The organism is Stenotrophomonas sp. 1L-E-5-B-C3 (assembly GCF_057292075.1).
Genome location: NZ_JBXAWS010000007.1, coordinates 15,524 through 39,814 on the forward strand (window position 1 = coordinate 15,524; position 24,291 = coordinate 39,814).

Annotated in this window: 19 protein-coding genes; 11 read left to right on the forward strand and 8 right to left on the reverse strand. The window is 68.0% G+C overall.

What is annotated here, in order from left to right:
• Window positions 1–37: 37 nt before the first annotated feature.
• Window positions 38–4,492: a glutamate synthase large subunit gene (gene gltB / locus AC0Z6F_RS10790; protein WP_485617198.1), complete on the reverse strand. Its 4,455-nt coding sequence runs from the start codon at window positions 4,490–4,492 to the stop codon at window positions 38–40.
• Between the two features lie 175 nt (window positions 4,493–4,667).
• A complete protein-coding gene (locus AC0Z6F_RS10795; RefSeq protein ID WP_012509644.1) occupies window positions 4,668–5,057 on the reverse strand; it encodes an I78 family peptidase inhibitor in 390 nt (129 codons plus the stop codon).
• 111 nt (window positions 5,058–5,168) lie between these two features.
• Here AC0Z6F_RS10795 and AC0Z6F_RS10800 point away from each other — a divergent pair, with 111 nt between their 5' ends.
• Window positions 5,169–6,227, forward strand: coding sequence for a DNA topoisomerase IB (locus AC0Z6F_RS10800; protein WP_485617199.1), 1,059 nt, complete (start codon window positions 5,169–5,171; stop codon window positions 6,225–6,227).
• On the opposite strand, the gene AC0Z6F_RS10805 is transcribed toward AC0Z6F_RS10800, so the two are convergent.
• Complete coding sequence (locus AC0Z6F_RS10805; RefSeq protein WP_197585092.1) at window positions 6,215–6,523, reverse strand: putative periplasmic lipoprotein; 309 nt, start codon at window positions 6,521–6,523, stop codon at window positions 6,215–6,217. The genes AC0Z6F_RS10800 and AC0Z6F_RS10805 overlap by 13 nt on opposite strands.
• A 195-nt stretch (window positions 6,524–6,718) precedes the next feature.
• On the opposite strand from AC0Z6F_RS10805, the gene AC0Z6F_RS10810 reads away from it, so the two are divergent.
• From AC0Z6F_RS10810 to AC0Z6F_RS10820, 3 genes are all read left to right on the forward strand, one after another.
• Window positions 6,719–7,825 (forward strand): SDR family oxidoreductase, encoded by a 1,107-nt coding sequence (locus tag AC0Z6F_RS10810; protein ID WP_485617200.1) that lies wholly within the window; start codon window positions 6,719–6,721, stop codon window positions 7,823–7,825.
• A gap of 119 nt (window positions 7,826–7,944) precedes the next feature.
• The gene (locus AC0Z6F_RS10815; protein ID WP_485617201.1) at window positions 7,945–9,360 is read left to right on the forward strand and encodes an XVIPCD domain-containing protein; all 1,416 of its coding nucleotides are present in this window, start codon (window positions 7,945–7,947) and stop codon (window positions 9,358–9,360) included.
• Between the two features lie 3 nt (window positions 9,361–9,363).
• On the forward strand, window positions 9,364–10,164 hold the full coding sequence (locus tag AC0Z6F_RS10820) for a hypothetical protein (protein WP_485617245.1): 801 nt from the start codon (window positions 9,364–9,366) through the stop codon (window positions 10,162–10,164).
• On the opposite strand, the gene AC0Z6F_RS10825 is transcribed toward AC0Z6F_RS10820, so the two are convergent.
• Window positions 10,099–11,220 (reverse strand): serine hydrolase domain-containing protein, encoded by a 1,122-nt coding sequence (locus tag AC0Z6F_RS10825; protein WP_485617202.1) that lies wholly within the window; start codon window positions 11,218–11,220, stop codon window positions 10,099–10,101. The two genes, AC0Z6F_RS10820 and AC0Z6F_RS10825, sit on opposite strands and share 66 nt — an antisense overlap.
• Before the next feature lie 144 nt (window positions 11,221–11,364).
• Window positions 11,365–12,312: a helix-turn-helix transcriptional regulator gene (locus AC0Z6F_RS10830; protein ID WP_012509651.1), complete on the reverse strand. Its 948-nt coding sequence runs from the start codon at window positions 12,310–12,312 to the stop codon at window positions 11,365–11,367.
• Window positions 12,313–12,439: 127 nt separating this feature from the next.
• Here AC0Z6F_RS10830 and AC0Z6F_RS10835 point away from each other — a divergent pair, with 127 nt between their 5' ends.
• The 5 genes from AC0Z6F_RS10835 to AC0Z6F_RS10855 all read left to right on the forward strand — a co-directional run bounded on the left by AC0Z6F_RS10835 (window position 12,440) and on the right by AC0Z6F_RS10855 (window position 18,808).
• A complete protein-coding gene (locus tag AC0Z6F_RS10835; RefSeq protein WP_198283150.1) occupies window positions 12,440–12,832 on the forward strand; it encodes a hypothetical protein in 393 nt (130 codons plus the stop codon).
• Window positions 12,822–14,042 (forward strand): MFS transporter, encoded by a 1,221-nt coding sequence (locus tag AC0Z6F_RS10840; protein WP_012509653.1) that lies wholly within the window; start codon window positions 12,822–12,824, stop codon window positions 14,040–14,042. The genes AC0Z6F_RS10835 and AC0Z6F_RS10840 overlap by 11 nt, the downstream gene beginning before the upstream one ends.
• A gap of 17 nt (window positions 14,043–14,059) precedes the next feature.
• Complete coding sequence (locus AC0Z6F_RS10845; protein WP_012509654.1) at window positions 14,060–16,315, forward strand: TonB-dependent receptor; 2,256 nt, start codon at window positions 14,060–14,062, stop codon at window positions 16,313–16,315.
• A gap of 108 nt (window positions 16,316–16,423) precedes the next feature.
• Window positions 16,424–16,810 carry a BlaI/MecI/CopY family transcriptional regulator gene (locus AC0Z6F_RS10850; protein ID WP_004133922.1) on the forward strand — a complete coding sequence of 129 codons (387 nt, stop codon included), beginning with the start codon at window positions 16,424–16,426 and terminating at the stop codon, window positions 16,808–16,810.
• Window positions 16,811–16,813: 3 nt separating this feature from the next.
• The gene (locus AC0Z6F_RS10855; RefSeq protein ID WP_448122423.1) at window positions 16,814–18,808 is read left to right on the forward strand and encodes a M56 family metallopeptidase; all 1,995 of its coding nucleotides are present in this window, start codon (window positions 16,814–16,816) and stop codon (window positions 18,806–18,808) included.
• Window positions 18,809–18,901: 93 nt separating this feature from the next.
• Here the strand turns inward: AC0Z6F_RS10855 and AC0Z6F_RS10860 are convergent, their stop codons facing one another.
• The 3 genes from AC0Z6F_RS10860 to AC0Z6F_RS10870 form a co-directional block, all read right to left on the reverse strand.
• Window positions 18,902–19,216: an I78 family peptidase inhibitor gene (locus AC0Z6F_RS10860; RefSeq protein WP_012509657.1), complete on the reverse strand. Its 315-nt coding sequence runs from the start codon at window positions 19,214–19,216 to the stop codon at window positions 18,902–18,904.
• Window positions 19,217–19,282: 66 nt separating this feature from the next.
• Window positions 19,283–20,305, reverse strand: coding sequence for a ribonuclease H-like domain-containing protein (locus AC0Z6F_RS10865; protein ID WP_448122424.1), 1,023 nt, complete (start codon window positions 20,303–20,305; stop codon window positions 19,283–19,285).
• Window positions 20,302–22,791, reverse strand: coding sequence for a DEAD/DEAH box helicase (locus tag AC0Z6F_RS10870; RefSeq protein WP_485617203.1), 2,490 nt, complete (start codon window positions 22,789–22,791; stop codon window positions 20,302–20,304). Before AC0Z6F_RS10870 ends, AC0Z6F_RS10865 begins: the two co-directional genes overlap by 4 nt.
• A gap of 212 nt (window positions 22,792–23,003) precedes the next feature.
• Between AC0Z6F_RS10870 and AC0Z6F_RS10875 the strand changes: the two genes are divergently transcribed.
• Entirely contained in the window at window positions 23,004–23,522 is a 519-nt protein-coding gene (locus AC0Z6F_RS10875; protein WP_065724044.1) for a hypothetical protein, read from the forward strand.
• Window positions 23,523–23,562: 40 nt separating this feature from the next.
• A complete protein-coding gene (locus AC0Z6F_RS10880; RefSeq protein WP_100467653.1) occupies window positions 23,563–24,237 on the forward strand; it encodes a hypothetical protein in 675 nt (224 codons plus the stop codon).
• The last annotated feature ends 54 nt before the right edge of the window (window positions 24,238–24,291 follow it).

The following is a 24,291-nucleotide window of genomic DNA, read 5'->3' on the forward strand; positions in this document are numbered from 1 at the left end:
GTGATCCTGGGTTGCCGGCCAGCGGCCGGCACTGCCGTTAGGCGGCGCGTCGCAGGGTTTCGGTCAGCGACTCGATGCTGGCGGCCTTCGGTTTGACCAGCCAGAACTTGCCGATGTAGTCGCGGAACTCGTCGAGAATCTGTTGCGCCCAGATGCTGCCGGTCAGCTCGCGATGGCGGCCGATCAGGCGGTGCAGGTGCTGGCGGTAGTTCTCGAACCCTTCGGCCGACACGCGATGGATGTCGATCAGCTCGTGGTTGTAGCGGTCGACGAAATCGCGGTCCACGTCCAGCACGTAGGCCAGGCCGCCGGTGAAGCCGGCACCGAAGTTCAGGCCGACCTTGCCCAGCACCAGCACCACGCCATCGGTCATGTACTCGCAGCAGTGGTCGCCGGCCCCTTCCACCACCGCCAGCGCGCCGGAGTTGCGCACTGCGAAGCGTTCGCCAGCGCGACCGGCAGCGAACAACTCGCCACCGGTGGCGCCGTACAGGCAGGTGTTGCCGATGATCGCGGTGCTACGTGCCTCGAAGCGCGCGCCACGCGGTGGACGCACCACCAGGCGGCCACCGGCCATGCCCTTGCCGACGTAGTCGTTGGCTTCGCCTTCCACTTCCAGATGCAGGCCGCCGACGTTGAACGCGCCGAAGCTCTGCCCGGCACTGCCGCGGAAGCGCAGTTCCAGCGGCGATTCGGCCATGCCCTGGTTGCCATGCGCGCGTGCCACCGCACCGGCCAGGCGGGTGCCGATGCTGCGGTCGGTGTTGTGGATCAGGAAGCGATGCTCGCCGCCGCGCTTGTGCTCGATGGCCGGCGCCAGCAGGCCATCCATCTGCGTGGCCAGGCTGTCCGGCGATTCGTACAGGCGCTGCGCGGCACAGTGGCTGCCTTCGTAGCGGCTGTCGGCCAGCAGGCGCGACAGGTCCACGCGCACGCCGTCGCGTGGCGCGGCATCGATCTGCCGCAGCAGGTCAGTACGGCCGACGATCTCTTCCAGCGAGCGCACGCCCAGGTAGGACAGCCAGCCGCGTACTTCCTCGGCCAGCAGGCGGAAGAAGTTCTCCACGCGCTCGGGCTGGCCAGTGAAGTGATTCTCGCGCAGGCGCTCATCCTGGGTGGCCACGCCGGTGGCGCAGTTGTTGAGGTGGCAGATGCGCAGGTACTTGCAGCCCAGCACGATCATCGGCGCGGTGCCGAAGCCGAAGCTGTCCGCGCCCAGCAGCGCGGCCTTGACCACGTCCAGGCCGGTCTTCAGGCCGCCATCGGTCTGCAGCAACGTGCGCCCGCGCAGGTCGTTGGCCAGCAGCGCCTGGTGTGCTTCGGCAATGCCCAACTCCCACGGCACGCCGGCATAACGGATCGAGCTGACCGGCGACGCACCGGTACCACCATCGTGACCGGAGATGGTGATCAGGTCCGCACCGGCCTTGACCACGCCGGCGGCGATCGTGCCCACACCGGCATGGCTGACCAGCTTCACCGACACCAGCGCGGTCGGGTTGACCTGCTTGAGGTCGTAGATCAGCTGCGCGAGGTCTTCGATCGAATAGATGTCATGATGCGGCGGCGGCGAGATCAGGCCGATGCCCGGCCTGGCATAGCGCAGCCGCGCAATCAGTTCGTTGACCTTGTGGCCAGGCAGCTGGCCGCCTTCTCCGGGCTTGGCGCCCTGCGCGACCTTGATCTGCAGCACTTCGGCGTTGACCAGGTATTCGGCAGTGACGCCGAAGCGGCCCGAGGCCACCTGCTTGATCTTGCTGCGCTTGGCGGTGCCATAGCGTGCGGGATCTTCGCCGCCTTCGCCGGAATTGCTGCGGCCGCCCAGGCGATTCATGGCGATGGCCAGCGCTTCATGCGCTTCCGGAGAGAGGGCGCCGAGACTGATGGCGGCGGTATCGAAGCGCGGGAACAGTTCGCTGGCCGGAGCCACGTCATCCAGCGCTGTCGGCGCAGCGGCCGGCACCAGTTCCAGCAGGTCGCGCAGTGCCGACGGCGGCCGTGCATGCACCGCATCGCAGTACTGCTGCCAGGCACGCGGGTCACCGCTGCGCGCGGCGCGCTGCAGGGTGGTCACCACGTCCGGGTTGTACATGTGGTATTCGCCGCCGTGCACGTACTTCAGCAGGCCGCCGACATCCACGCCCTGCTGTGCATCCCAGGCCTGTACGCACAGTTCGCGTGCATCGGCATCCAGCCGCGCAAAGCCGGCGCCACCGATGCGCGAGGCGGTATCGGGGAAGCACAGGTCCACGACTTCCGGTTCCAGGCCGATGATCTCGAACAGCTGCGCGCCGCGGTAGCTGGCCACGGTACAGATGCCCATCTTCGAGATGATCTTCGACAGGCCCTTGTAGACGCCCTTGCGGTAGCGACGGCCGATCTGCGACTGCTCACCGCCCTTGCTGAGCTTGAGGATGCCGCGGCGGCCGAGGTCGAACAGGGTCTGGTAGGCCAGGTACGGATACACCGCGGTGGCGCCGAAGCCGAGCAGGCAGGCCATGTGGTGCGGGTCGCGCGCGGTGCCGGTCTCGACGATGAGATTCACGTCGCAGCGCAGGCCCAGCCGCGACAGGTGGTGGTGGATGGCGCTGGTGGCGAGCAGGGCATGCACCATCGGACGCCCGGCCACCGGGTAGCGGTCGGACAACAGCAGCATCACCATGCCATCGCGCGCGGCCTGTTCGGCCTCGGCACAGATGCGCTCGATGCCGGCACGCAGGCCCTCGTCTTCGCTGTAGGACAGGTCCAGCAGGCGGTTGGCCTGCACGTACTGGTCCATCTTCAGCAGCTGGCGAAGCTTGCGCTGGCTGAGCACCGGCGAGTTGAGGATGACGTGGTTCACCGTCTCCGGGCCGGCATGGAAGATGTTGGTCTCCCTGCCGAGCTGGGTGGACAGCGACATCGCGCAGTCTTCGCGCAGCGGGTCGATCGGCGGGTTGGTGACCTGCGCGAAGGCCTGGCGGAAGTAGTCATAGAGCGGACGGCTGCGCTGGCTCAGCACCGCCATCGGCGTGTCGTCGCCCATCGAGCCGGTGGCTTCCTGCTCGGTCTCGGCCAAGGGCCGCAGCACCTGCTCCACTTCCTCGCTGCTGAGCTGGTACAGCTTGTGGTAGCTGCGCAGGGTGCCTTCGTCGAAGGGCTCTTCCACCAGCGAGGGGTCGATCAGTTCGGTCTGCAGGTAGGTCACGCCCTGCTGCAGCCATTGCTTGTACGGCGCGCGACCGCGGTTGATGCGGTCCACCGCATCCGAATCGAGCAGGTCGCCGCGCTTGAGGTCGATGGCGATCATCTCGCCCGGGCCGAGCTTGCCCTTGCGCACCACGCGCTCGGTCGGCACTTCCCATACGCCCGCTTCGGAGGCGACCAGGAAATGGCGGTCGGCAGTCAGCATCCAGCGCGCCGGGCGCAGGCCGTTGCGGTCGAGGGTACATACGGCGTAGCGGCTGTCACAGGCAACGATGCCGGCCGGGCCGTCCCACGGCTCGCTGTTGAGGCCGTGGAATTCGTAGAACGCGGCCAGGTCCGGGTCCTTGAATTCCAGCGACTGCGTAGCCGGCGGCACCAGGATGCGCAGGGCCTGGATCAGCTCCATGCCACCGGCGACCATCAGTTCCAGCATGTTGTCCAGGCTCTGCGAGTCCGAGCCATGCATGGAGATCACCGGGTCGAATTCACCGATATCGAAGCGCGGCGTCTTCCATACCTTACTGCGCGCCTGCGCCCAGCGCCGGTTGCCTTCGATGGTATTGATCTCGCCGTTGTGGGCGAGCATCCGGAACGGGTGCGCCAGCGGCCAGCGCGGCAGCGTGTTGGTGGAGAAGCGCTGGTGGAACACGATCGCGCTGGAGGCCAGCTCGCGGCGCTGCAGGTCCGGGAAGAAGCGGCTGAGCTTGTCCGGCAGCACCATGCCCTTGTAGCTGATCGCATCCGGGGTGAGGGTGGTAACGTAGAAGTCGGCATGTGCGCGCAGCTGCTGTTCGCTGCGGCGACGGGCCAGGAACAGCGCCAGCGCGAAGCCGCCGTCGTCCTGGCCGACGCCGGCATCGACGAACACCTGCTCGATGCGCGGCAGCGTGTCGCGCGCCAGTTGGCCGCAGACGCTGTCATCGGTGGGCACCTCGCGCCAGCCGGCGACCTTGCAGCCCACCGCTTCCACCTGCGCCTGCAGCTGCGTGCGGCAGGCCTGCGCCGCGTCGGCGTCGTGCGGCAGGAACACCAGGCCGGCGGCGAAGCGTGCGGAGACCGCGATGCCGGCTTCGCTGGCCAGCAGTTTCAGGAACGCATCGGGGCGGCGCAGCAGCAGGCCGCAGCCATCGCCGGTCAGGCCATCGGCGGCGACACCGCCACGGTGGGTCATGCGCGAAAGCGCGGCGATGGCGGTATCAACCAACAGGCGCGATGGTTGATCGTCGAGCTGGGCGACCATGCCAAATCCACAGGCATCGCGCTCGGAGCGCGGGTCGTAAAGCCCTTGGCGGTTGCGGGGGGCCATCTCTACCTCGATGCGGAATGAATTGAACGGGGACACTCAAGCCCGCTCAATCCCTGGAGCGCATCGTGAGGCCACCGGATGCCTCGACTAGATCACAGGTTGCTGCAACGCCGCAATACACGGTTGCAGGTGCAACAGAACGCGCCGGCAACCCAGTGCCGGCGCGGGGCCCGACTCAGCCGCAGCGCGCGCCGCTGACGGCGCCCTTGTCGTCCACTTCGATGTTCAGGCGGTCGCCGAGGAACTCCATCGTGGCCACGTCGTTGGGCTTGAGCACGCGCACCTGGCTGGCGCCGGCGTCTTCCTGCGCCTGCTTGCCGAGCGCGTCGGTGTAGGCCTGGCCGACCAGGCTCTGCACCTGGCTGGCGTCGCAGGTGCCGACCGGCGGGGCCTCGGTGGCCTTGCCGGCGTCGTCGGCCGGTGCCTTGGCGGCTTCTGCGGCCTGCTGGGCATGGGCGGTGGCCGAATCCTGTTCGTCCAGCGCCGGTGCCTGGCAGGCGGTCAGGGCCAGCACGGCCGGCAGCAACAGGGCGGAGAGCGAACGGGCGCGAATCGGAAACGACATCATGACTCCGGAAGGGGTTGTGAAGACCCGAGCATAGCGGCGAACCGGCCCTCACGTGTTTGTCTTGTGTTATCGACAGGATCGCGGCATCGCGACGGCGACACTGTGGACATGCCAGCCCCCTCAACCCCTGAACGCCAAGCCGCGCGCGCTGCCGGCCTGCGCTATGTCGATGACACCCAGCCGGGCATCAGCCGGCGCCGCGCCGGCAAGGGCTTCAGCTACCGCGATGCTGATGGCCACGCGCTGCGTGATGCCACCACCCTGCAGCGCATCCGTGCGCTGGCGATTCCGCCGGCGTATACCGCCGTATGGATCTGCGCCCACGCCAACGGCCACCTGCAGGCCACCGGCCGCGATGCACGCGGACGCAAGCAGTACCGCTACCACGCCGACTGGGCCAGGGAGCGCGACGCCGGCAAGTTCGACCGCATCATCGCCTTTGGCGAGGCCTTGCCCACGCTGCGGCGGCGGTTGTCGCGGGATCTCAAGCGACCTGGGTTTCCGCAGGAAAAGGTGCTGGCCATGGTGGTGGCGCTGTTGGCGGACACCCTGGTGCGGGTCGGCAATGAAACCTATGCACAACAGAACCGTTCGTTCGGACTGACCACACTGCGCAACCGCCATCTGGAGCTGCTGCGCGGCGGCCGGGTACGCATGCGCTTCCGTGGCAAGTCCGGCCAGCTGCAGGAGGTGACCGTGGGCGACCGCAGGCTGGGACTGCTGGTGAGGCGTCTGCAGCAGCTGCCGGGACAGGCGCTGTTCCAGTATCGCGATGAAGACGGCACGCCGCAGCCGGTGGATTCCGGCGCGGTGAACGACTACCTGCGTGAAGTGATGGGTGAGGACTTCACTGCCAAGGATTTCCGCACCTGGGGCGGTACCGTGGCGGCGGTGCAGGCGTTCGCGGCCACCGAGCTGCCGGAACCGGCCAGCCAGCGCGCGCTGGCCCAGGCGCAGCGCGCGGTGGTGTGCGAGGTGGCGTCGCTGCTGGGCAACACCCCGGCGGTCTGCCGCAAGGCCTACATCGACCCGTGCGTGTTCGCCGGCTGGGAGCGCGGCGAACTGGCCAAGCTGGCCGGCCTGCGTGGGCCGCGCCAGTGGGAACAAGCCACCCTGCGCGTGCTGCGCAGGGCGCGCCGGCTCAACCGCAGTCGTCAGCCGCAGTAGATCGCGGTGATGTTGTTGGTGCGGCCCTTCTCGATGGTCAGGCGATCGCCGCCCTCGCTGGCCGGCGGCACCCGCGGACCGTCGTGGCGCAGCACCCGCACGTGCAGGCTGTCGCTGTCCACGCGGGCGCGGGCCACGGTGGCATCCGAAGCGGCCAAGCCCAGTGCGCCGCGCACCATGTCGCTGTGGCACTGCCCGGAAATCACGCCGTCGATCGGCTGTACCTGGGCCATCGGCGTGCTGCTGCAGGCGGCGAGGGCAAAGCAGACGGCGGCGGTGGCGATGGCATGTTTCATGGTGGCGTTCCTTGTGTGGTTGCGTGCAGCGTGCGACGCCGCACGTGGTGGCGGAATGAATACCGTGCACATCGTGGACACGGTGCGCTCACTGCCGCCAACAACATAGGTGGAGACACTGCAGGCGCGGCGGATGCCGCCCCCGGGTAGTGCCGGCCGCTGGCCGGCAACCCCATTCCCCCCGAGGAGACCTGCATGGCCACCGCCAAGAAGACCCCCGCCCGCCGCAAGGCATCGCCGAAGGTGCGCAAAGGCAGCACCGCAACCAAGACCGTCGCCGACCCCGATCGCCCGCGCGTGGTGAAGACCGCAACCCGCAAGGCGGCCGCCAGCGATCCGCGGGCAGCGCGCGTCGCGGCCCGGCAGCGGCGCCTGCAGGACCAGGAAAAGGCCAAGGATGTGCGCGCGGCAAAGAAGGCAACAAAGAAGACTGCGACCCAGGCAGGCGCACGCCGTCAGCCGGAGGCGATGCCGGCGCAGCAGCTGGCCAAGCCCGGGCATGAACACGAACTGAAGCTGGCGCCGCGTTTCCTTGCACCGGACTACACCGGCAGCGGCAAGCTGCGGGGCATGCGTGCGATCGTCACCGGTGGCGATTCCGGCATTGGCCGTGCAGTGGCGGTGCTGTTCGCACGCGAAGGCGCCGATGTGGCGGTACTGCACCTGGACGAGGCCGAGGACGCGGACATCACCCGCCAGCACGTGGAGCGCGAAGGCGGCCGCTGCGTGGTGATCGCCGGTGATGTGCGTGATCCGCGCTTCTGCAACAAGGCGGTCAAGCAGGTGGCCAAGGCCTTCGGCGGCATCGACATCCTGGTCAACAATGCCGCGTTCCAGCTGCATTGCGCGCGGCTGGAAGATCTGGAAGACGCGCATCTGCAGGAAACCCTGCAGACCAACATCGGCGGTTACATACAGATGGCGCGCGCGGTACTGCCGCATCTGGGCGAGGGTGCCAGCATCATCAACACCGGTTCGGAAACGGGAATCTTCGGCAGCAAGGCGCTGATCGATTACTCGGCCACCAAGGGCGCGATCCATGCGTTCACCAAATCGCTGGCGAGCCAATTGCTACCGCGTGGCATCCGGGTCAACTGCGTGGCGCCGGGTCCGGTGTGGACGCCGCTGAACCCGGCCGACAAGCCGGCGGAGGACGTGGCGGAGTTCGGCAAGGACAGCGACATGGGCCGGCCCGCACAGCCCGAAGAACTCTCGCCGGCCTATGTATTCCTGGCCTCGCCGGTCTGTGCCAGCTACATCAGCGGGGTGATCCTGCCGGTGATGGGCGGGCCGCGGGGGTGAGCCCGGGCGCGGCATGTGCTGCCTGAATGGGGTAGGTGCTGGGGTGTGCGCTGTGTCAAAAGCTCTGTCGGGCAGCTGGGGTAGGCTGACTCCCAACCGATCACGTTCAAGGACCGACCATGCCCGAGATGGATATCAATGCGGCGGCCAACGAAGTCGTCGCCCTGTTGCGGCAGAACGACGTGCGCGGTGCCGCCGCCCGCCTGGAGGCCCTGCATGACGGCCAGAGTGTCGTGGTGCAGGAATCGCTGGATCGCTACATTTCGGCGCGTGCCGCCACCGAACTAGAGGCGTTGCGACGCAGTGGTGGTGTTGCCGCAGCGGAGGCGGCCACGGTGAACCCGATGCTCGATCGCCTGCGCGAGGCGGCGCGCCCACCGCGGATGCCGGAGGCGGCGGAGACCGCAGGCCTGAGCCAGGCCCAGCAGTACGACGTCTACGGCAGCATCGTGGCCCAGCGCGGCAACACGGCAGCGAACGAAGCAATGGCGACACAGGACCGCGTGGTGCTGGGGCTGCGCGACGAGAACCGCACCACCGAGGCGCGGGGGCGTGGCGTCTACGATGATCGCATCGTGGTGCTGTGGAAGGACGCGCAGGGCCACGGCCATGTGCGCGAGTTCAACCAGGCCACGACCGAGCCGACCGCGCAGTACGACGGCCATGCCAAGACCACGCCGCGCAGCCCGGGCTTCGGCAACGTGGCACCACGCACCAAGACCGAGGGTGAGGACGTCAATGGCGACCGGGTCAAGGATCTGGGGCGACTGGGCGAAGGCACCACCGAAATGCGCGCGACCACCCACCCGCGCCACGGCCACGCCGATGAGTTCGCGCTGCGTCCCTCGCAGGACGCGGTAGCCGCCGGTGCCGGCCGGGTGGAGCGGGACAGCAATGGTGATGGCTGGTTCGACGCGCGCGATACCCAGGGTGTGCGGGACCTCAACGACACCTTCAAGATCCACCGCGGCAGCCGGGCAAACACCGATTCGGCCGGATGCCAGACCATCGGCGGCGGCGAATACGACGACTTCGTGGCGACGGTGCGCGGCACGCCCGGGCAGAACCGCTGGCAGTACGTGCTGACCTCGGTCGCACCGGGGCAGGCACGTGAGCTGGGGCAGGACGCCCCGCTTGCTGCCAATGACGACCCCCGCCAGCCCCAGCATCGCGACCATGCCCTGCAGCAGCAGATCAGTATGCGCCTGCAGGCCTTGGGCGGACGCTACGCCGAGCATGCCGATGCCTACAGCCTGGTGATGCTGCGCGAAGCGAAGGCGACTGGCATCACCCAGGTTGACCAGATCGTGGCCAGCAACCCCAGCGCGGGTCGTGCAGCCGGTGAGACGCTGTTCCTTGTGCAGGGCAGTCCGGGCGATCCTGCGGCGCTGCGCGCAGGGGTCAATGCGGCGGAGGTGCGCGACACCCCGGTGGAATCCAGCCTGCGCCAGTTGCAGCAGCAATCACGCGAGCAGGGTGCGCCGGCACCCGTGCCCGCGCAGCAGCCCGAAGCCCCTGCGATGGGAGGGCGTTGAATGATGGCCCGCCCGCACCTGGCACCCGCCCTGTCGTTGATGCTGCTGCTGGCATGCAGCGCCTGTGCGCCTGCCGGGGAACACACCGCGCCCGCAGCGCCGACGTCGAAACCGCCGTCCATGCCAGCGCAGCCCTTGTCGCCTGATCGTGGATTGCCCGCACTGCCGGATGCCTCCGGCAGCGCCCATCCCGGCGGTCGCTACGCTGCGCTGCCCGAACCTGCCAGGCAGGTGCTGGCGCAGTTGAAGTGCAACGTGGAGGGCGCCAGCAAGGTGCAGGTGCTTTCCATTCCCGCGCAGGATGGCCAGCAGGATTTCATGGTCACCGATCGCAGCGGGCCGCGTTTCCGCTACTGGATGCGGTCGTTCTCCGGCCGTGGCGGTACCACCGGGTATCTGGTGCAGCTGCAGGACTGCCCGGCAACCACCACGGGCATGCGCGCCTACATCGCACAGGGAGCCGCACCGCTGCAGGATGTCACCGCGTCGTTGCTGGCGCAGGCCGAGCTGCCCGACGCGGCGACCATGACGGCCTACCAGGACAAGGGCGCGGGCGATCTGTTCGCCTTCATCGGGCCGCTGGACAAGGTGCCGGTGCTGCGCTGGGTGGCCGAAGCCGACCCCGAACAGCCACTGGCCGTCGATGCGCGCAGCTTCGACCATGGCAATGCCATCCACGGCGGTTTCCTGCGCTGGAACCAGGATCACTTCGAAGTGGCCAGGACCGTACCCGCCGCCCTATGGCCCTGCGACGACAGCCCGTTGCTGCCGTGCAAGGGCGACCCGTTCGTGAGCGGGCGTTGAGGCCGCGCGCGCATAGAAATCGGCAATGCGCGGAATGGACTGCTGTGGATTGGCGCCGACCAGATTGGTCAGCACCACCACCGCGACGTCGCGGTCGGGATAGACCACGAAGGCCGAGCGCGCACCGCCGATACCGGCCACCTGAAGGTCGGGCGATGCACGCAGCACCGGCCAGCCGCCCGCCCATGGGCCGGCACGGCCATCGGTGAGGCGCTCTGCGGTCCACATCCTCTTCCGCGGTGCATCCTGAAGCAGGCGCCCGTCGGTCAGCGCGACCAGCCAACGCGCGGTGTCATCGGCGGTGGTGAGGATGCCACCACCGGCCCACAGTGAAGGCGGAATGTCGTAGAACCAGTGCGACAGGCGCGGCGGTGCATCGGCTGCGTCGGTTGCACGCGGGGCCAGGCTGTACATCGTTGCCATCTGCGGAATCAGATCGTAGCTGTCGCCAAAGGTGGTGCGCGCCATGCGCGCGCTGCTGAACTGGCCGGTCGCCAGGAAGTGCGCGTACGGCATGCCCGATTGCTGCGCGATGATCCGCGCCAGCAGTACGTAGTTGGTCTGGTTGTATGCGAAGCGCTGGCCGGAGGCCGCCTCCATCGGCAGCGCAGTGACCGCCGCCCACGCTTGGGCTTCGGTACCACCGCCCAGCAGTCCGCTCGCATCGAGGATGTCCGGAAGGCCTGAGGTATGCGCAAGCAACTGGCGTACGCGTACGTCTCTCCACGCTGCCGGAAGATCATCCAGGTAACGCGAGGCCGGCGCGTCCAGATCCAGCTGCCCCTGCTGGGCCAGCTGCGCGGCGGCCACGCCGGTGAACGCCTTGATGGCCGAATTGAGCGGAAAGCGGGTGTCGCGCGAGGCAAGCACACCGTTCTCGACATTGGCCAGACCGTAGGCCTCGGACAACACGATCTGCCCGTCCTTGACCACCGCAATCTGCAATCCCGGGATGCGCTGCTCCAGCATGATCTGGCGGATCAGCCGGCGGGTCTGGTCGTTGGCCTGATCCTGGCTGGCAGAGACGGCGGCGAAGGGCAGGGCAGTGATGAGCATGAGCACGACTCGAAGCGTTGGGCGGAACATGCGGGATTCCGGCGGGGCGTCGAGGATCGGATGCAGCGGGTGCGTAAAAGGTTTAAGCAGTAGCTGCGCTGCGAGGCAGGTACTGGTTGTGTGCGCGGGGCGTGCCTGCTGCGGCTAGCGGATCTGGGAAGGAGACCTTCCGAACTGCCGCTTGAATGCGGCACTGAAGCTGCTGGTATGGGCATAGCCGGCGAGGCTGGCTGCCACGTCCACTGACACCCGCCGTTGCAGCAGGGCGTCGTGTGCCCGTTGCAGGCGCAGTGCGCGCAGCCAGGCGGCGATGCTGCTGCCGTGCAGCTGCTGGAAGGTGCTTTGCAGGTCGACGGCGTTCGTACCCAGCCTGCGCGCCATCTGGTTGATGGTCAGGCCATCGGCCTCGCCGCTCTGCAGCCACTGCTGCAACTGGTCCACGCAACGCCGCAGATGCGCGCTGGGGGCAGGCGCCTCGCGTTCGGCGATCACGGATCGAACCACGCTGGCCGCGACTTCCAGCGCAAAGCTCTCGCGTTGCAGGCTGGCCAGCAGAGGCGGCTCCGCCGTTTCCGCCCCGAACAACGCTGCGGCCCGCCGCAGCAGTGGCGCAGGCGGTTGCCACGCCTGGTTGCGTGCGTGGCTCAGTCGCAGGCGGGTGAGTCCGGCCGATGCAATGCCATCGAGCTGGCGCGACAACCAGTCCTGGCCGAGGTGCAGGCTGACCTTGGTTTCCTCGCGACCCGCCTGCCAATGGCGCTGGAACGCTTCCTCCTCACGAAGGTGGACCAGCATCGCCGGGCTCCCGGCCCGGCGGCTGTCCATCTGCAGGCGCTGGTTGGTGATGACCACTTCGGCCTGCCCCTGCAGCAGGAAACTGGCGGTGAGACCCGCAGGCAGGCAGTTCTGGCTGCGGCCGCCGACCATGTCCTGGCTGCGGCTGAGGTAGAGCACCAGGCCGCTGTCCATCGACTGCACCTGCTGCCAGCCGGCCAGCACAGGCAGCGCATCGGGGAGACCCGATTCAAAGTCGACCCGGCCGCCCAGCGCGTGGGCGGCGCTCATCAGTTCGGCGCAGGAATAGACCTGCATGCAAGGCACCCGCGAAAGCTGTCGTGCCTAAATTTTCTTTCGTCGCGCCTAAACTTTCAATGGTATTGCAAATTATTCTCATTTGCGGGGGCTCGCTGCCCCTTTCCCCTGTTCAGCAAGAAGGTCGATGGCGATGGGTCTGGTGATCAACGAGGCGGTGGTGCTGCGTGCCGTCTTCCATGGCGCGGTGGATGCGCACCAGATCCGGTACTGGCTGGACCGCGTGCAGGCGCTGATCGATGCCCACCGTCCCTTCTACTTCGTTGCCAGCACCGCGCCCGGTGCCACCTTCTGCGACGATTACCGTGCCCTGCAGGCGGTCTGGTACAAGCAGTACAAGGCCGCCTTCCGGCGGTACTGCCGGGGCCTGGTGCGCATCGCCAGCGATGCCGCCGATCAGCAGCGGCTGGACACTCCGGCGCTGCATGCGGCCTGGGCCGTGCCGTACTTCGTCACCGCCGATGCCGGCGCGGGCATGCGCTGGATTGGCGAGCACCTGGAGCAGGCCGATGCGCACTGAGCGCGCCGCCGCTTCGCCGTTCGGCCTGGGTGTGATCGTCGCGCTGTACATGGCGCATGCCTTGCCCCTGTATTTCTACAACGTGGCGGTACCGGCCATCCTGCGTAGCCAGGGCGTGGATCTGCGCTGGATCGGCATGTTGTCGCTGCTTTACCTGCCGTGGGCGCTGAAGTTCCTGTGGGCACCACTGGTGGACCGCTGGCATCTGCCGGCCCTCGGTCGCCGCCGCAGCTGGCTGTGGCTGACCCAGCTGTTGCTGCTGGCCGGGATCCTGGTGCTGGCGTTCACCGGCCTGGATCATGGCCTGGTCGTGTTCGTGCTGGTCGGCATGTGGATCTCGAGCATTGCCGCCACCCAGGACATCGCCATCGACGGCTACACCGTGGAGGCGCTGGCGCCGGCCGAGCACCGGTTGGGCAGCATGGCGCAAAGCGTGGGTGTGGCCCTGGGCAGCATGATCGGTGGCGCCGGTGTGCTGTGGCTGTATGAAACCCGCGGCTGGAGCGTGGCCCTGCTGAGCCTGGCCGCAATGAGCGCACTGACCCTGCTGGCAGTGCAGCGGATCAACGAAACGCCGGCCAGGCCCGACGCGCCGCGGCCGAGCATCCTGCGTGCGCTGCGTCGTCGCGAACTGCGCTGGGCGCTGCTGCTGATCGTGCTGTACCGGCTGGTGGAAGCGCCGGCCATGGCGATGATCAACCCGCTGCTGGTCGACCAGCAGTTCAGCCTGACCGAGATCGGGTTGCTGATCTCGGTGGGCGGCGCCGGTACCGGCATGCTGGCTGCGGTGGGCGCCGCCTGGCTGCTCAAGCAGCGCCGGGCCGAGCAGTTGCTGATGCACGCTGGCTGGTGGCGCACCGTGTTGTATGTACTGCTGGCGTTGATGCTTTACAGCGGTGCGATGGCGTCGTCACGGTGGGGCCTGGGCGTGCTGGTGATCGCGCTGCTGGCGCTGCGCTATGTGGCGATGACCAGCCTGTATGCCCTGTTCATGCGGGTCAGTTCGCGTGCCCAGGCCGGCACTGACTTCACCTTGCTGGTGTGCTTCGAGCTGCTGGTCAATTTCATCGGCGGTGCATTGTCCGGCTTCCTCGCCAAGGGACTGGGCTACCCCATCTACTACATCGCGCTGGCGGCAGTTTCGGCGCTCGGGTTGCTGCTGTGCCGGCCGCTGATGCGCCGCTTCGCAGCACCCACGAACTCCCCCTGATACGCAACGAGGACACCATGCGGCATACCGCAGCAACCCTTCCGCTGGCGATGCTGGCGTTGGCCATCAGTGGCCAGCTGGCGGCGCAGAATACGTCCGCTACGGCTGGCACCCGGCAACTGGATGCGGTGAGTGTCACCGCCGTGCGAGGCGCACGCAGCGTGGCCGAGATCGCCGGCACCGTGTATGCCATCGAGCGCGAGCAGATTGCCCCGCAGATCACCGCCGGGCGCAGCACCGCCGACATCCTCGGCCAGCTGGTGCCGTCGCTGGCGCCGGCCAGTGGGACCACCAGCAACTACGGCATGACCATGCGTGGCCGCAGCGTGCAGGTGATGATCGATGGCGTGCCATTGACCGGCGCACGCGATGGGTCGCGCCAGCTCAACAGCATCTCGCCGACCATGATCGAGCGCATCGAGGTGATCTCCGGCGCCACCGCGCTGTATGGCGCCGGTGCCAGTGGCGGCATCATCAACATCATCACCCTGCAGCCCGGTGAGCAGCCGGTGCAGCTGGCCAGCCAGTTCGGCCTGCGCAGCCCCTCGCATCTGTCCAGTGACACGCTGGCCTGGAACGCCGCGCAGACCATGACCGTGCGCGGCGATCAGTTCAGTGGCGCGTTCGGCTTCGCCTATGGCCGGCAGGGCGCATCGCTGGATGCGCATGGCCGCCGTATCGGCCCGGAGATCGCGCAGACTGATCGGCAGGACACCGAGACCCGCGAACTCAATGCGCGCTTCGATTGGACGCTGACGGACAGCCAGCGGTTGAGCGTCGGCGTACGCTGGTTCGACGATCAACAGGACAGTGATCACGGCCCCGACTATGGCCCGCGCCTGGCCGCGCTGTTCAACCCTGCATTCACGCCCAGCCACCAGGCGCTGCCCGGCCTGCAGCTGGAGGCGCAGCCGCGTACCCGGCACCAGGGAGTGAATGCGCAGTACCGCAACCGCGATGTACTGGGCGGGCAGGAACTGAGCGTGGAAGCCTATTACCGCAACGAGCAGGGACGCTGGTTCCCGTCGGTGTCGACCCTGGTGCATCCGGCACTGCGCGGGGGCTTCGCCTATGTGGCGATGCAGTCCAACACCGAAATCGACGTTTGGGGCCTGCGCAGCGCGCTGCACAAGGATTTCCAAGTTGGTGGCCGCAGCCTGCAGCTGTCATACGGTGTGGACCACGAGCGCGAGCAGGACAGCCAGCGCGGACAGATGTATGACATCAACCGCTTCATCGCCAGCAATGGTCTGGATTACCGACCGACAGCGCAGTACGCGATGGGGCCGGACGTGCGCGTGGACACCACCGGACTGTTCCTGCAGGCCGACCATTCGCTCGGCGAGCGCTTCAGCGTGCAGGCCGGCGTGCGCCACCAGATCCTGCGCAACCGCGTCGAGGATTCACTTCCCTACACCGAAGCGATCACCGCCGACGCCGTTGCGGGGTACACGCCGCGCCTGCTGCAGGGTGGCCGCGTGCGCCACGCGCAGACCCTGTTCAATGCCGGCGTGGTGTACCGGCTGGACGCATCGCAACAGCTTTTCGCGAACTTCTCGCAGGGATTCAGCCTGCCCGATACGCAGCGCATGCTGCGCGATGTGCCGGCGAGCTTCGTCATCGACAGCCGCAACGTCGGCCCGATCAAGGTCGACAGCTATGAGCTGGGCTGGCGCCGCAGCGATGCATCGCTGCAGAGCGCGGTGACCGCGTTCTACAACCGCTCGGACAAGACCGTGCAGTTCAACCGTGACTACAGCGTGTCGGTGGCCGACACCGATGAGCGCGTGTGGGGCGTGGAGGCCAACCTGCGCTACACGCCGACGGCGCAGCTGGAGCTGGGCGCCAGCCTTGCCAGCACCCGGGGCCAGTACCGCGATGCTGCCGGACGTTGGCGTGAGCTCAATGCGTTCCGCGTTTCACCCTTGAAGGCTGGTGTGCATGGGCAGTGGCGCTTCGCCAATGACAGCCTGCTGCGCTTGCAGGGACAAGTGGTGGGCGGGACCGATCGTGCCTGGCGCGATGCGCCACTCGCAGCGATCAGTCCCAGCATTCGCGCCACCCCGGCGGCGAAGATCCACGGCTATGCGGTGTTCGACCTGATCGGCGAAGTACCACTGGCAGGCGGCCGCTTCAGCGCGGGCATCTACAACCTGGCCGATCGTGACTACCGCACGGTCTATGGCCAGCAGGCCGAGGCGACCTACGGAAAGATGTCCAGTCTGCCGGCGGCAGGGCGGACCTTCTCGATCGGGTACCGGGTGGAGTACTGAGCCGGACGGCGTCCCCCTACCGTTCGTCGGCCCATGACTTCCGGGGGGGTTGACTACAGTTGTCGTCACGCAGAAAGTGGCGACACGTGTAGTCAAGGGAGTGGTGTCATGCGTGGCAAGACGATCGGGGACCAGGAGCTGGCCCTGCTGCAGTACATCGATGAACATGCGCCGGCCAGCGTCGGCGAGGTCGCCAGTGGCTACGGCGAGGCCCGTGGCCTGGCCCGGTCCACCGTGCTGACGATGATGGAGCGGCTGCGGGCGAAGGGGTATCTTCGTCGCCAGCAGCAGGACGGCGTCTACCGCTACCAGGCCACCCGTGGCCCGGAAAGCGTGCTGCAGGGTGCAGTGGCCCAGTTCGTCGACAACACGCTGCAGGGCTCGGTGTCGCCGTTCGTGGCCTACCTGTCGCAGCGCCAGCAGGTCAGCGACAACGAGCTGGCCGAGCTGGAAGCGCTGGTCGCCGAACTCCAATCGCGCCGCCACGAGGGCTGAGCCATGGACACCACGATGCTGATCCCGTTGTTGGAACGGCTGGGCTGGACCAGCCTGCAGACCGTGCTGCTGGTGGCCCTGGTGTACGGCGTGTGCCGCGCGCTACCGTCGCTGTCGGCGGCCACCCGCTGCCGCCTGTGGTGGCTGGTGTCGCTGCAGGCCGTGCTTGGCCTGTTCTGGAGCCAACCGCTGCAGCTGGCCTGGCTGCCGGCACCGCAGGCGGTGGCGATGACCGCCACTGACGTTGCCGCAGATCTGGTCTACCCGCTGGCGCCGGAAGCCTCGGCGCAGCTGCTGGCGACGATGCCGGTGCCTGCGGCGGACGTGCCGGCAGTGGCGTGGTGGGCCGTTGCATTGGCTGCGCTGTGGGCATCCGGCGTGCTGCTGATGGCGCTGCGTACCTTTGGTGAATGGCGCCGCTGCCGCGCGCTGCTGGCCGCCGCCTATCCCTGCGAGGACGAGGCGCTGGTGCAGGCGCTGCAGCTGGCCTCCGATGCGCACGGCGTGCGTCCTGCGCCACGGTTGTGGATGAGCACGCAGGTGGACGCACCGCAGCTGGTCGGGCCGTTCCGCCCGGTGCTGTTGCTGCCGGCCGGTGACAACGCCCTGCAGGGCGATGCGTTGGACCTGGCACTGACCCATGAACTGCAGCACCTGCAGCGGCGTGACCTGCAGTGGGGCCTGCTGCCCGCACTGGCCCAGCACCTGTTCTTCTTCCACCCGCTGCTGCGCCTGTCGGTGCGCGAATATGCACAGGCCCGCGAAGAAGCGGTGGATGCGGCCGTGGTTGGCCAGCACGGCGCCAGCCGCCAGGCTTATGGCCGCCTGCTGCTGCAGCTGGGCGTGGCACCGCAGCCGCACCTGGGTGTGGCCAGTGCTGCACCGAACACCACCAGCCTCAAGCGTCGCCTGCTCTCGCTGCAGACGCGCCGGTCCTGCCCGCGCATCCTGGCGATGGCGTTGACCGCTGTCGTCGTTGTGGTGGGCGTGGCACCGATGCGGCTGGTGGCGGCGCCAGTGCCGCCGGCACCGCCGGCGCCTCCGGCTGCACCGAAGGCCGTGGTGCCGCCACCGCCGAAGGCTCCGAACGCGCCGCCCGCACCGCCTTCGGCCGCGCGCGTTCCGGCCGTGCCGGTGGCGCCCGCGCCGCCTGCCGAGCCGGCCGATGTCGAGGCGCTGTCAGGCCCGGACGATGCCGATGTGGCGGTCGACGTGGATGTCGATGTGGATACCGACATGCACAGTGAACATTCGACTTCCCACACCACCTCCATCACCACCTACGGGCGCCTGGACCTCGGCAAGTCGCCGTCGCAGGCCTACGTGCTGGTCGATGGTGATTCGACCTTCGCCAATGGCGGCATCGACGATGTAACGGTGGCGCGCAGGCAGCTCGGCAAGGGGCCGGCGCTGTGGTTCCGCCAGGGCGACAAGCGCTATGTGGTGCGCGACCCGATGCTGATCCAGACCCTGCAGCGCGCCTACAGCGGCGCCGCAGACCTCGGTCGCCAGCAGAGCGAACTGGGCCGCCAGCAGAGTGCGCTGGGTCGCGAGCAGGGCGAACTCGGCAGGCAGATGGGTGAGATGGGCCGCCTGCAGGGCGAGGAGTCACGCCGCATTGCGCTGGCCGCCGCTGAGGTAGCGCGCAGCGCGATGGCCGCCCACGACATCAACCGTGAGGCCGCCGCAGAAGCAGCAAAGGCGGCGCGTGGTGCGACCAGCGATATGGCCGTTGCGCGTGAGGCTGCACGCGAGGCCGCCGCCGAGGCACGTCGTGCGATGCAGGAAGCCCGCAGCGAGGCCGCGCAATCCGGCCGCACCCGTGACATGCAGCGCCTGGCCAGCCAGCAGTCTGAACTGGCCAGCCGACAGGCGGCACTGGGCAGCCAACAGGCCGCGTTGGGCGAGCGTCAGGCGCGCGTACATGCGCAGGCATCGCAGCAGGCGCAGCAGGTGATCGCGCGCGCACTGGCCAGCGGCAAAGCCGAGCGCCTCTGAAACGGCGGTAGCGCCGGGCCATGCCCGGCGAGCGCAGCGGCACGCCTGGAGAGGGAAGGCGCCGGGCATGGCCCGGCGCTACCCACCGGGCGATCAACCGCAGCTGGCGCGTTCGATCCGGTTCTGCGCATCTACCTGCACGGTCACGCGGTCCTGGCGGAAGTCCATGGTCACCGCCATGCCCGGCTTGACCACCCGTGCACCGCGCGCGCCGCTGGCGGTCACCAGTTTCTTGATCGTGGCTTCGTCGGCGGTCTTGCCGGTGAAGGCTTCCAGCGCCTCCGGCTTGCATTCGTGCGCGGCATCGGCCACGGGCGCTGGCGCGGGATCGTGGGAGGTGCTGCTGCCAGCGTGACTGCAGGCGGCCAACGGCAGGATGGCGAGCAGGACCAGGGGATTGAGGCGCATCGTCGGGCTCCAGGCGTGGATGGTGGCGGCAGTGTCACCGCTGCCACCGTCAGGCCGCGTCAACGCCTACTGCCCGACCAGCGCCAGGGTTTCGCGTTCACGTTGTTCTTCCCGTACCAGCCGCTGCAGCAGCAGGGCCAGGGTCACCACGTCCTGGTGGTTGTGGTCGGCCACCCGGCGCAGGTTCACCGCGTCGCCGCCGCGCAGGAAACGCAGCCATGCGCCGGGCGCTTCCGAGCCGGGCAGGTCATCCTCGCGCACCACGCGCAGCAGCTGGCGTTCGATGGTGGACAGCTTGCAGTTCTCCCACGTGCCGCGATAGCGGCGGCGGGTCGGATAGAGCAGGTCGACGTGATCCAGCGCTGTAATCGGGCACCGCTGGCGGACCAGTCGGTAGCGCGCCTTCAACAGGGGCGCATCGTAGCTGCGGCCGTTGTAGCTGCAGAACACGGTGGACGGCTGCAGCCAGCTGGCGAAGGTGGCCAGCATCGCGTCCTCGGCGGCCATCGTCGACATCAACAATTGGCGGATGCGCAGGCCTTCACCGCGTTGCGGGCACACATGCCAGTCGGCGGCACCGATCATGAAGGCACGGGTGCCGGTGCCGCCGGCCAGGCCGGTGGTTTCGGTATCGAAGAACAGCAGATCGCGTGGGGCCACGTGCTCGCCTTCGCGGCGGGCGAAATCCAGCGATAGCGGCTGCGACGGAATCGGCTGCGACAGCAGTGATTCGATCAGGAACAGGCCCGGTGCGATCTCCTCACCGGGCAGCTGGCGATCCTGCGCGCTGGCACGTGTTGGCAAAGGACCACTGCGTGTGCGCAGGCCGAGCAGGCGATGCAGGCTACCCACTTCCGGCCGACGCAGCGGTGCGGGTGTCGGTGTGGAGGCCGCTGCGCCAGTCGCCTTGTGGCGGATTTCCTGTTCGACCCAGGCGAACACCGAACGCTCGGCCGGTGGTTGCCGCGCATCGTTGGCGGCAACCGGTGCCGGCGCTGCGGGTGGCGGCTCGGGCGCAGCCGGCGTGACTGCCTTCGGGTCACCGGCCTGCTTCCGCAGCAGGCGCAGCTTGTCCAGGCTCAGGCTCACGGGGCCAGCAGCTCCATCGGATCGCGCGTGGTCATCACCACGTCGGGCACGTGCTGGCAGGCGTCGGCATCGAACAGGTCGAGCACGCGCAGTGCCAGCGCACGCGGCGAGGTTTCATCCTCTTCCTGCGCGGCCAGTACCGGGCCCACGCAGGCCGGGCAGCCGGCCTTGCAGTCGCAGCGCTGCACCAGTTCGCGCGCGCGCTGCACCAGCTCGGCCTGGCGCTGCCACAGCGGTTCGCTCAGGCCGACGCCGCCGGGGAAGTTGTCGTACAGATACACGGTGGGCACGAACTCCTGCAGCAGCTCCACCACACCGGGATCACCTTCGCTGCCACGCAGTTGACCACGGCCGCTCTGGTCGGCGATCGCGAACCAGGAACCATCGCCGTTGCCGACCGACTTCTGCAGGTCGCGCGCATCGGCCATCACCGCCACGGTGGCGACGATGTGCAGCGCATACGCCGCGCCGAGGAAACCATCGAGCGCATCCTGCTTGCTGGCGAACGCGCGCAGCAACAGCGCCTGCGGCAGCTGCCACCACACCGCGGTGGTATGCAGTTCCTGGTCGGGCAGGTTCACCGGGCCGTAGCCGATGTTCTCGTGGGTGTAGTAACGGATTTTCTTGTAGCCGGCCACGCGACGCACCACGTGCACTTCGCCATGGTGCGAATCGCCACGCCCGGCCACGCCACCATCGAAGCGGTCCAGCACCTTGAGCTTGGTGAAGTCGATGCTGTCGGTGTAGTAATCCACATGCGTGCGGGTGACATAGGCCTTGCGGCCTTCCCAGTCCAGCGTCTCCACCTGGTAGGGCGTGGACTGCACCATGTGGATGGCGCCTTCATACAGGGTGAGTGCAGCAGCGGAATAGTCGACCTCGGCGATGATCTGCTGGCGGCCATCGCTGCGATCGACCACCACGAAGTTGCCATCGGCCACTGCGCGCAGGCTGACTGCGTTCGCCGGATAGCTGTCGGCGATCCATTCCCAGCGTTCGCCTTCGCGGTGGATCACCTCGGTTTCAGCGAGCGCTTCCAGGAACACTTCCGGGTCGATCGGGCCGAAGCCATCACCGACCCGGAACGGCAGCTCGAAGGCTGCGCAGCGGATGTGGTCGAACAGGATCAGCGGCTGGTCCGGCGCGATGCGTGCGTGCTCGGGCGAGGCCTCGGCGAAGAAGTCCGGATGCCGCACCACGTACTGATCCAGCGGCTGCGAACTGGCCACCATCACCCCCAGCGCCGGCTGCTGGCGGCGGCCGGCGCGGCCGAAGCGCTGCCAGGTGGCGGCCACGCTGCCGGGGTAGCCATTGAGGATGACCACGTCCAGGCTGCCGATATCCACGCCCAGCTCCAGCGCCGAGGTGCTGACGATGCCGTCGATGGTGCCGGCGCGCATCGCACGCTCGGTCTCGCGGCGTTCGGTGGGCAGGTAGCCACCGCGGTAGGCGCGGATGCGTGGCGGCTTGCGCGGGTCGTGGTCGAAGATGTCCTTCAGGTACTTGGTCAGCACCTCGACCATCAACCGGGTCTGCGCGAACACCAGGGTCTTCAGCCCGGACTTGATCGCGATGCGCGCGATACGGTTGCTCTGCGAGCGCGCCGAGGCACGCAGGCCCAGATCCGGGTTGATCACCGGCGGGTTCCACAACAGCACCTGCTTGGGCCCGCTGGGCGCGCCGGACTCGGTGATGGCGGTGACCGGTGCTTCGATCAGCGCCTCGGCATGCGCCTGCGGATTGCCGATGGTGGCCGAGCACAGGATGAACTGCGGTTGCACGCCATAGAACGCGCAGATGCGCTTGAGCCGGCGCAGTACGTTGGTGACGTGGCTGCCGAACACGCCGCGGTAGGTGTGCACTTCGTCGATGACGATGTAGCGCAGGTTCTCGAAGAACTGCGCCCACTTGGTGTGATGCGGCAGGATCGCCTGGTGCAGCATGTCCGGGTTGGACACCACGATGTCGCCGTGCAGGCGGATGGCCTGGCGCGCATCGCCCGGGGTGTCGCCATCGAAGGTGAAGGCCTTCACCCCGAGGTCGCCGGCACGGTTGAGCTCCAGCAGCTCGGCCACCTGGTCCTGGGCCAGCGCCTTGGTCGGGAACAGGTACAGCGCCTTGGCCTTGTCCTGCATCGCTGCGCTGACCACCGGCAGGGTGTAGCACAGCGACTTGCCGCTGGCGGTGGGGGTGACGATGGCCACGTGCTCGCCGCGCTGGCTGGCGTCCCAGGCCTCGGCCTGGTGGCTGTAGAGCTGTTCGATGCCGCGTGCCTTCAGCGCTGCAGCCAGGGCAGGCGGCACTGAATCGGGCAGCGGCGCGTAGCGACCCTCGCGGCCGGGGATGGCGAAGCTGCCGGTGATACGGTCCTGGTAGCGGCGCTGCAGGCGCGCACTGAGCAGGGCGCCGTCGCGGGCCGGCAGGCCATCACGGGTGGCGAGCTTCTGCTCGGCATCGGCGGTGCGCTTGGCGAGTTCGTAAGCCATGGAAGATGGAGCCGGGACGTTTTTCGAGGGGTCACATGGCACCACATTCACGTCTCAGGATGTGAGACACCGCACACGGAGCGCGTGAATCGTTCAGTGCTCGCGTCCCGTGGTGTCGCCGCATCTCCCCTGGCTGAACAGCTGCCAGTGCAGCAACGAAATCTGAAGCCCGTATCCGTATCCTTGGGTGCTGGACGCAACCAACAGGGTGGATGGCTGTGGCACGACGTGGAACGCAGGGAGCACTCCTGGCCAGCATGCTGCTGGCCGGTATCGCGCAGGCGCAGCAGGCCACGCCGGTAGCGGTGCCCAACCCAGCGCCCGAACCTCCTGCAGATGCGCTGGCGGCAACCACCGCGCCGATCTCCACCACCCTGCCGCAGGACAACGTCACCACCCTTGGCGAAGTGCGTGCGCTCAAGCCCGAAGACGAGCCGCTGGATCTGTACCGTTTCAAGAATCCGGTGAAGTTCGGCGACAACCGCTTCAGTCGCGACTGGAGCGAGCCGCCGTCGCCGGAGCAGGTCAGCATGGGCGGTGGCTACATCATGATGGGCGTGGTCAAGGGCGTGCTGGCGGCTGGCAGGGGCTTGAACAAGCTCACCGGAGGGCCGGACCAGATCCAGGCCGCGACCGCACGGCCACCGCCGGAACTCAGTGCCGAACAGCGGCAGCGTGCGCTGCGGTTCTCCCAGGAGCACGATGCCGGTGATGCATCGCCGGTGAAGTAGGCCGGTATATCCTGCCGGCTCCCCCACCAGTAGTGCTGCCATGTTCCTGCGTTCGATCTGCCTGATGGCGGCATTGCTGCCGGCGTCCGCCTTCGCGGATGGCATCGCCGGTGATGGCGCCTGCCGCAATGGCGCGTTTCCCTCTGAACAGAGCCGGTTCGCCCTGGCGCGGGTGGTCGATGCGCCCCGTCTGTACCTGCTTGGCGACATGGACGGCTGCCCGGCGAAGGGCGAACCGGCCTGCCGACAGCGCAGCTATGTGGTCAATGGCGATACCGTGGTGACCGGGCGTGATCTTGGCCGCTACCGCTGCGCGTTCTTCCCGAACAAGGTGGGTGGCAGTGCTGGCTGGGTGGACCGCAGCAAGCTGCAGGCGTTGCCGGTGGTCGTGCCGTCGCTGCAGGATTGGGCGGGCCACTGGAAGGACGGCGACAACGGCCTGCGCATCACCGTGCAGGGCGGGCAGCTGCATGTGGAGGGTGACGCCTACTGGCCCTCCGCCAACCCCACGCCGGAGCAGCGTCCCTACGGGCCGAACATGGGCCAGGTGGAAGCGCGCGCGGCGCCGCGTGGTGCCGATGTCGAGTTTGTAGAGGACACCTGCAAGGTGCGCGTGCATTCGCTGGGGGAGGTGCTGATCGTGGCCGACAACAGCGAATGCGGTGGCATGAACGTGCGCTTCAATGGCGTGTACCGGCGCGCGGGCACGCGTTGAAAAGCGCCAACCAAGGTTGGCATCTACCGGTGCAACCGGCCGGTAGATCCACGC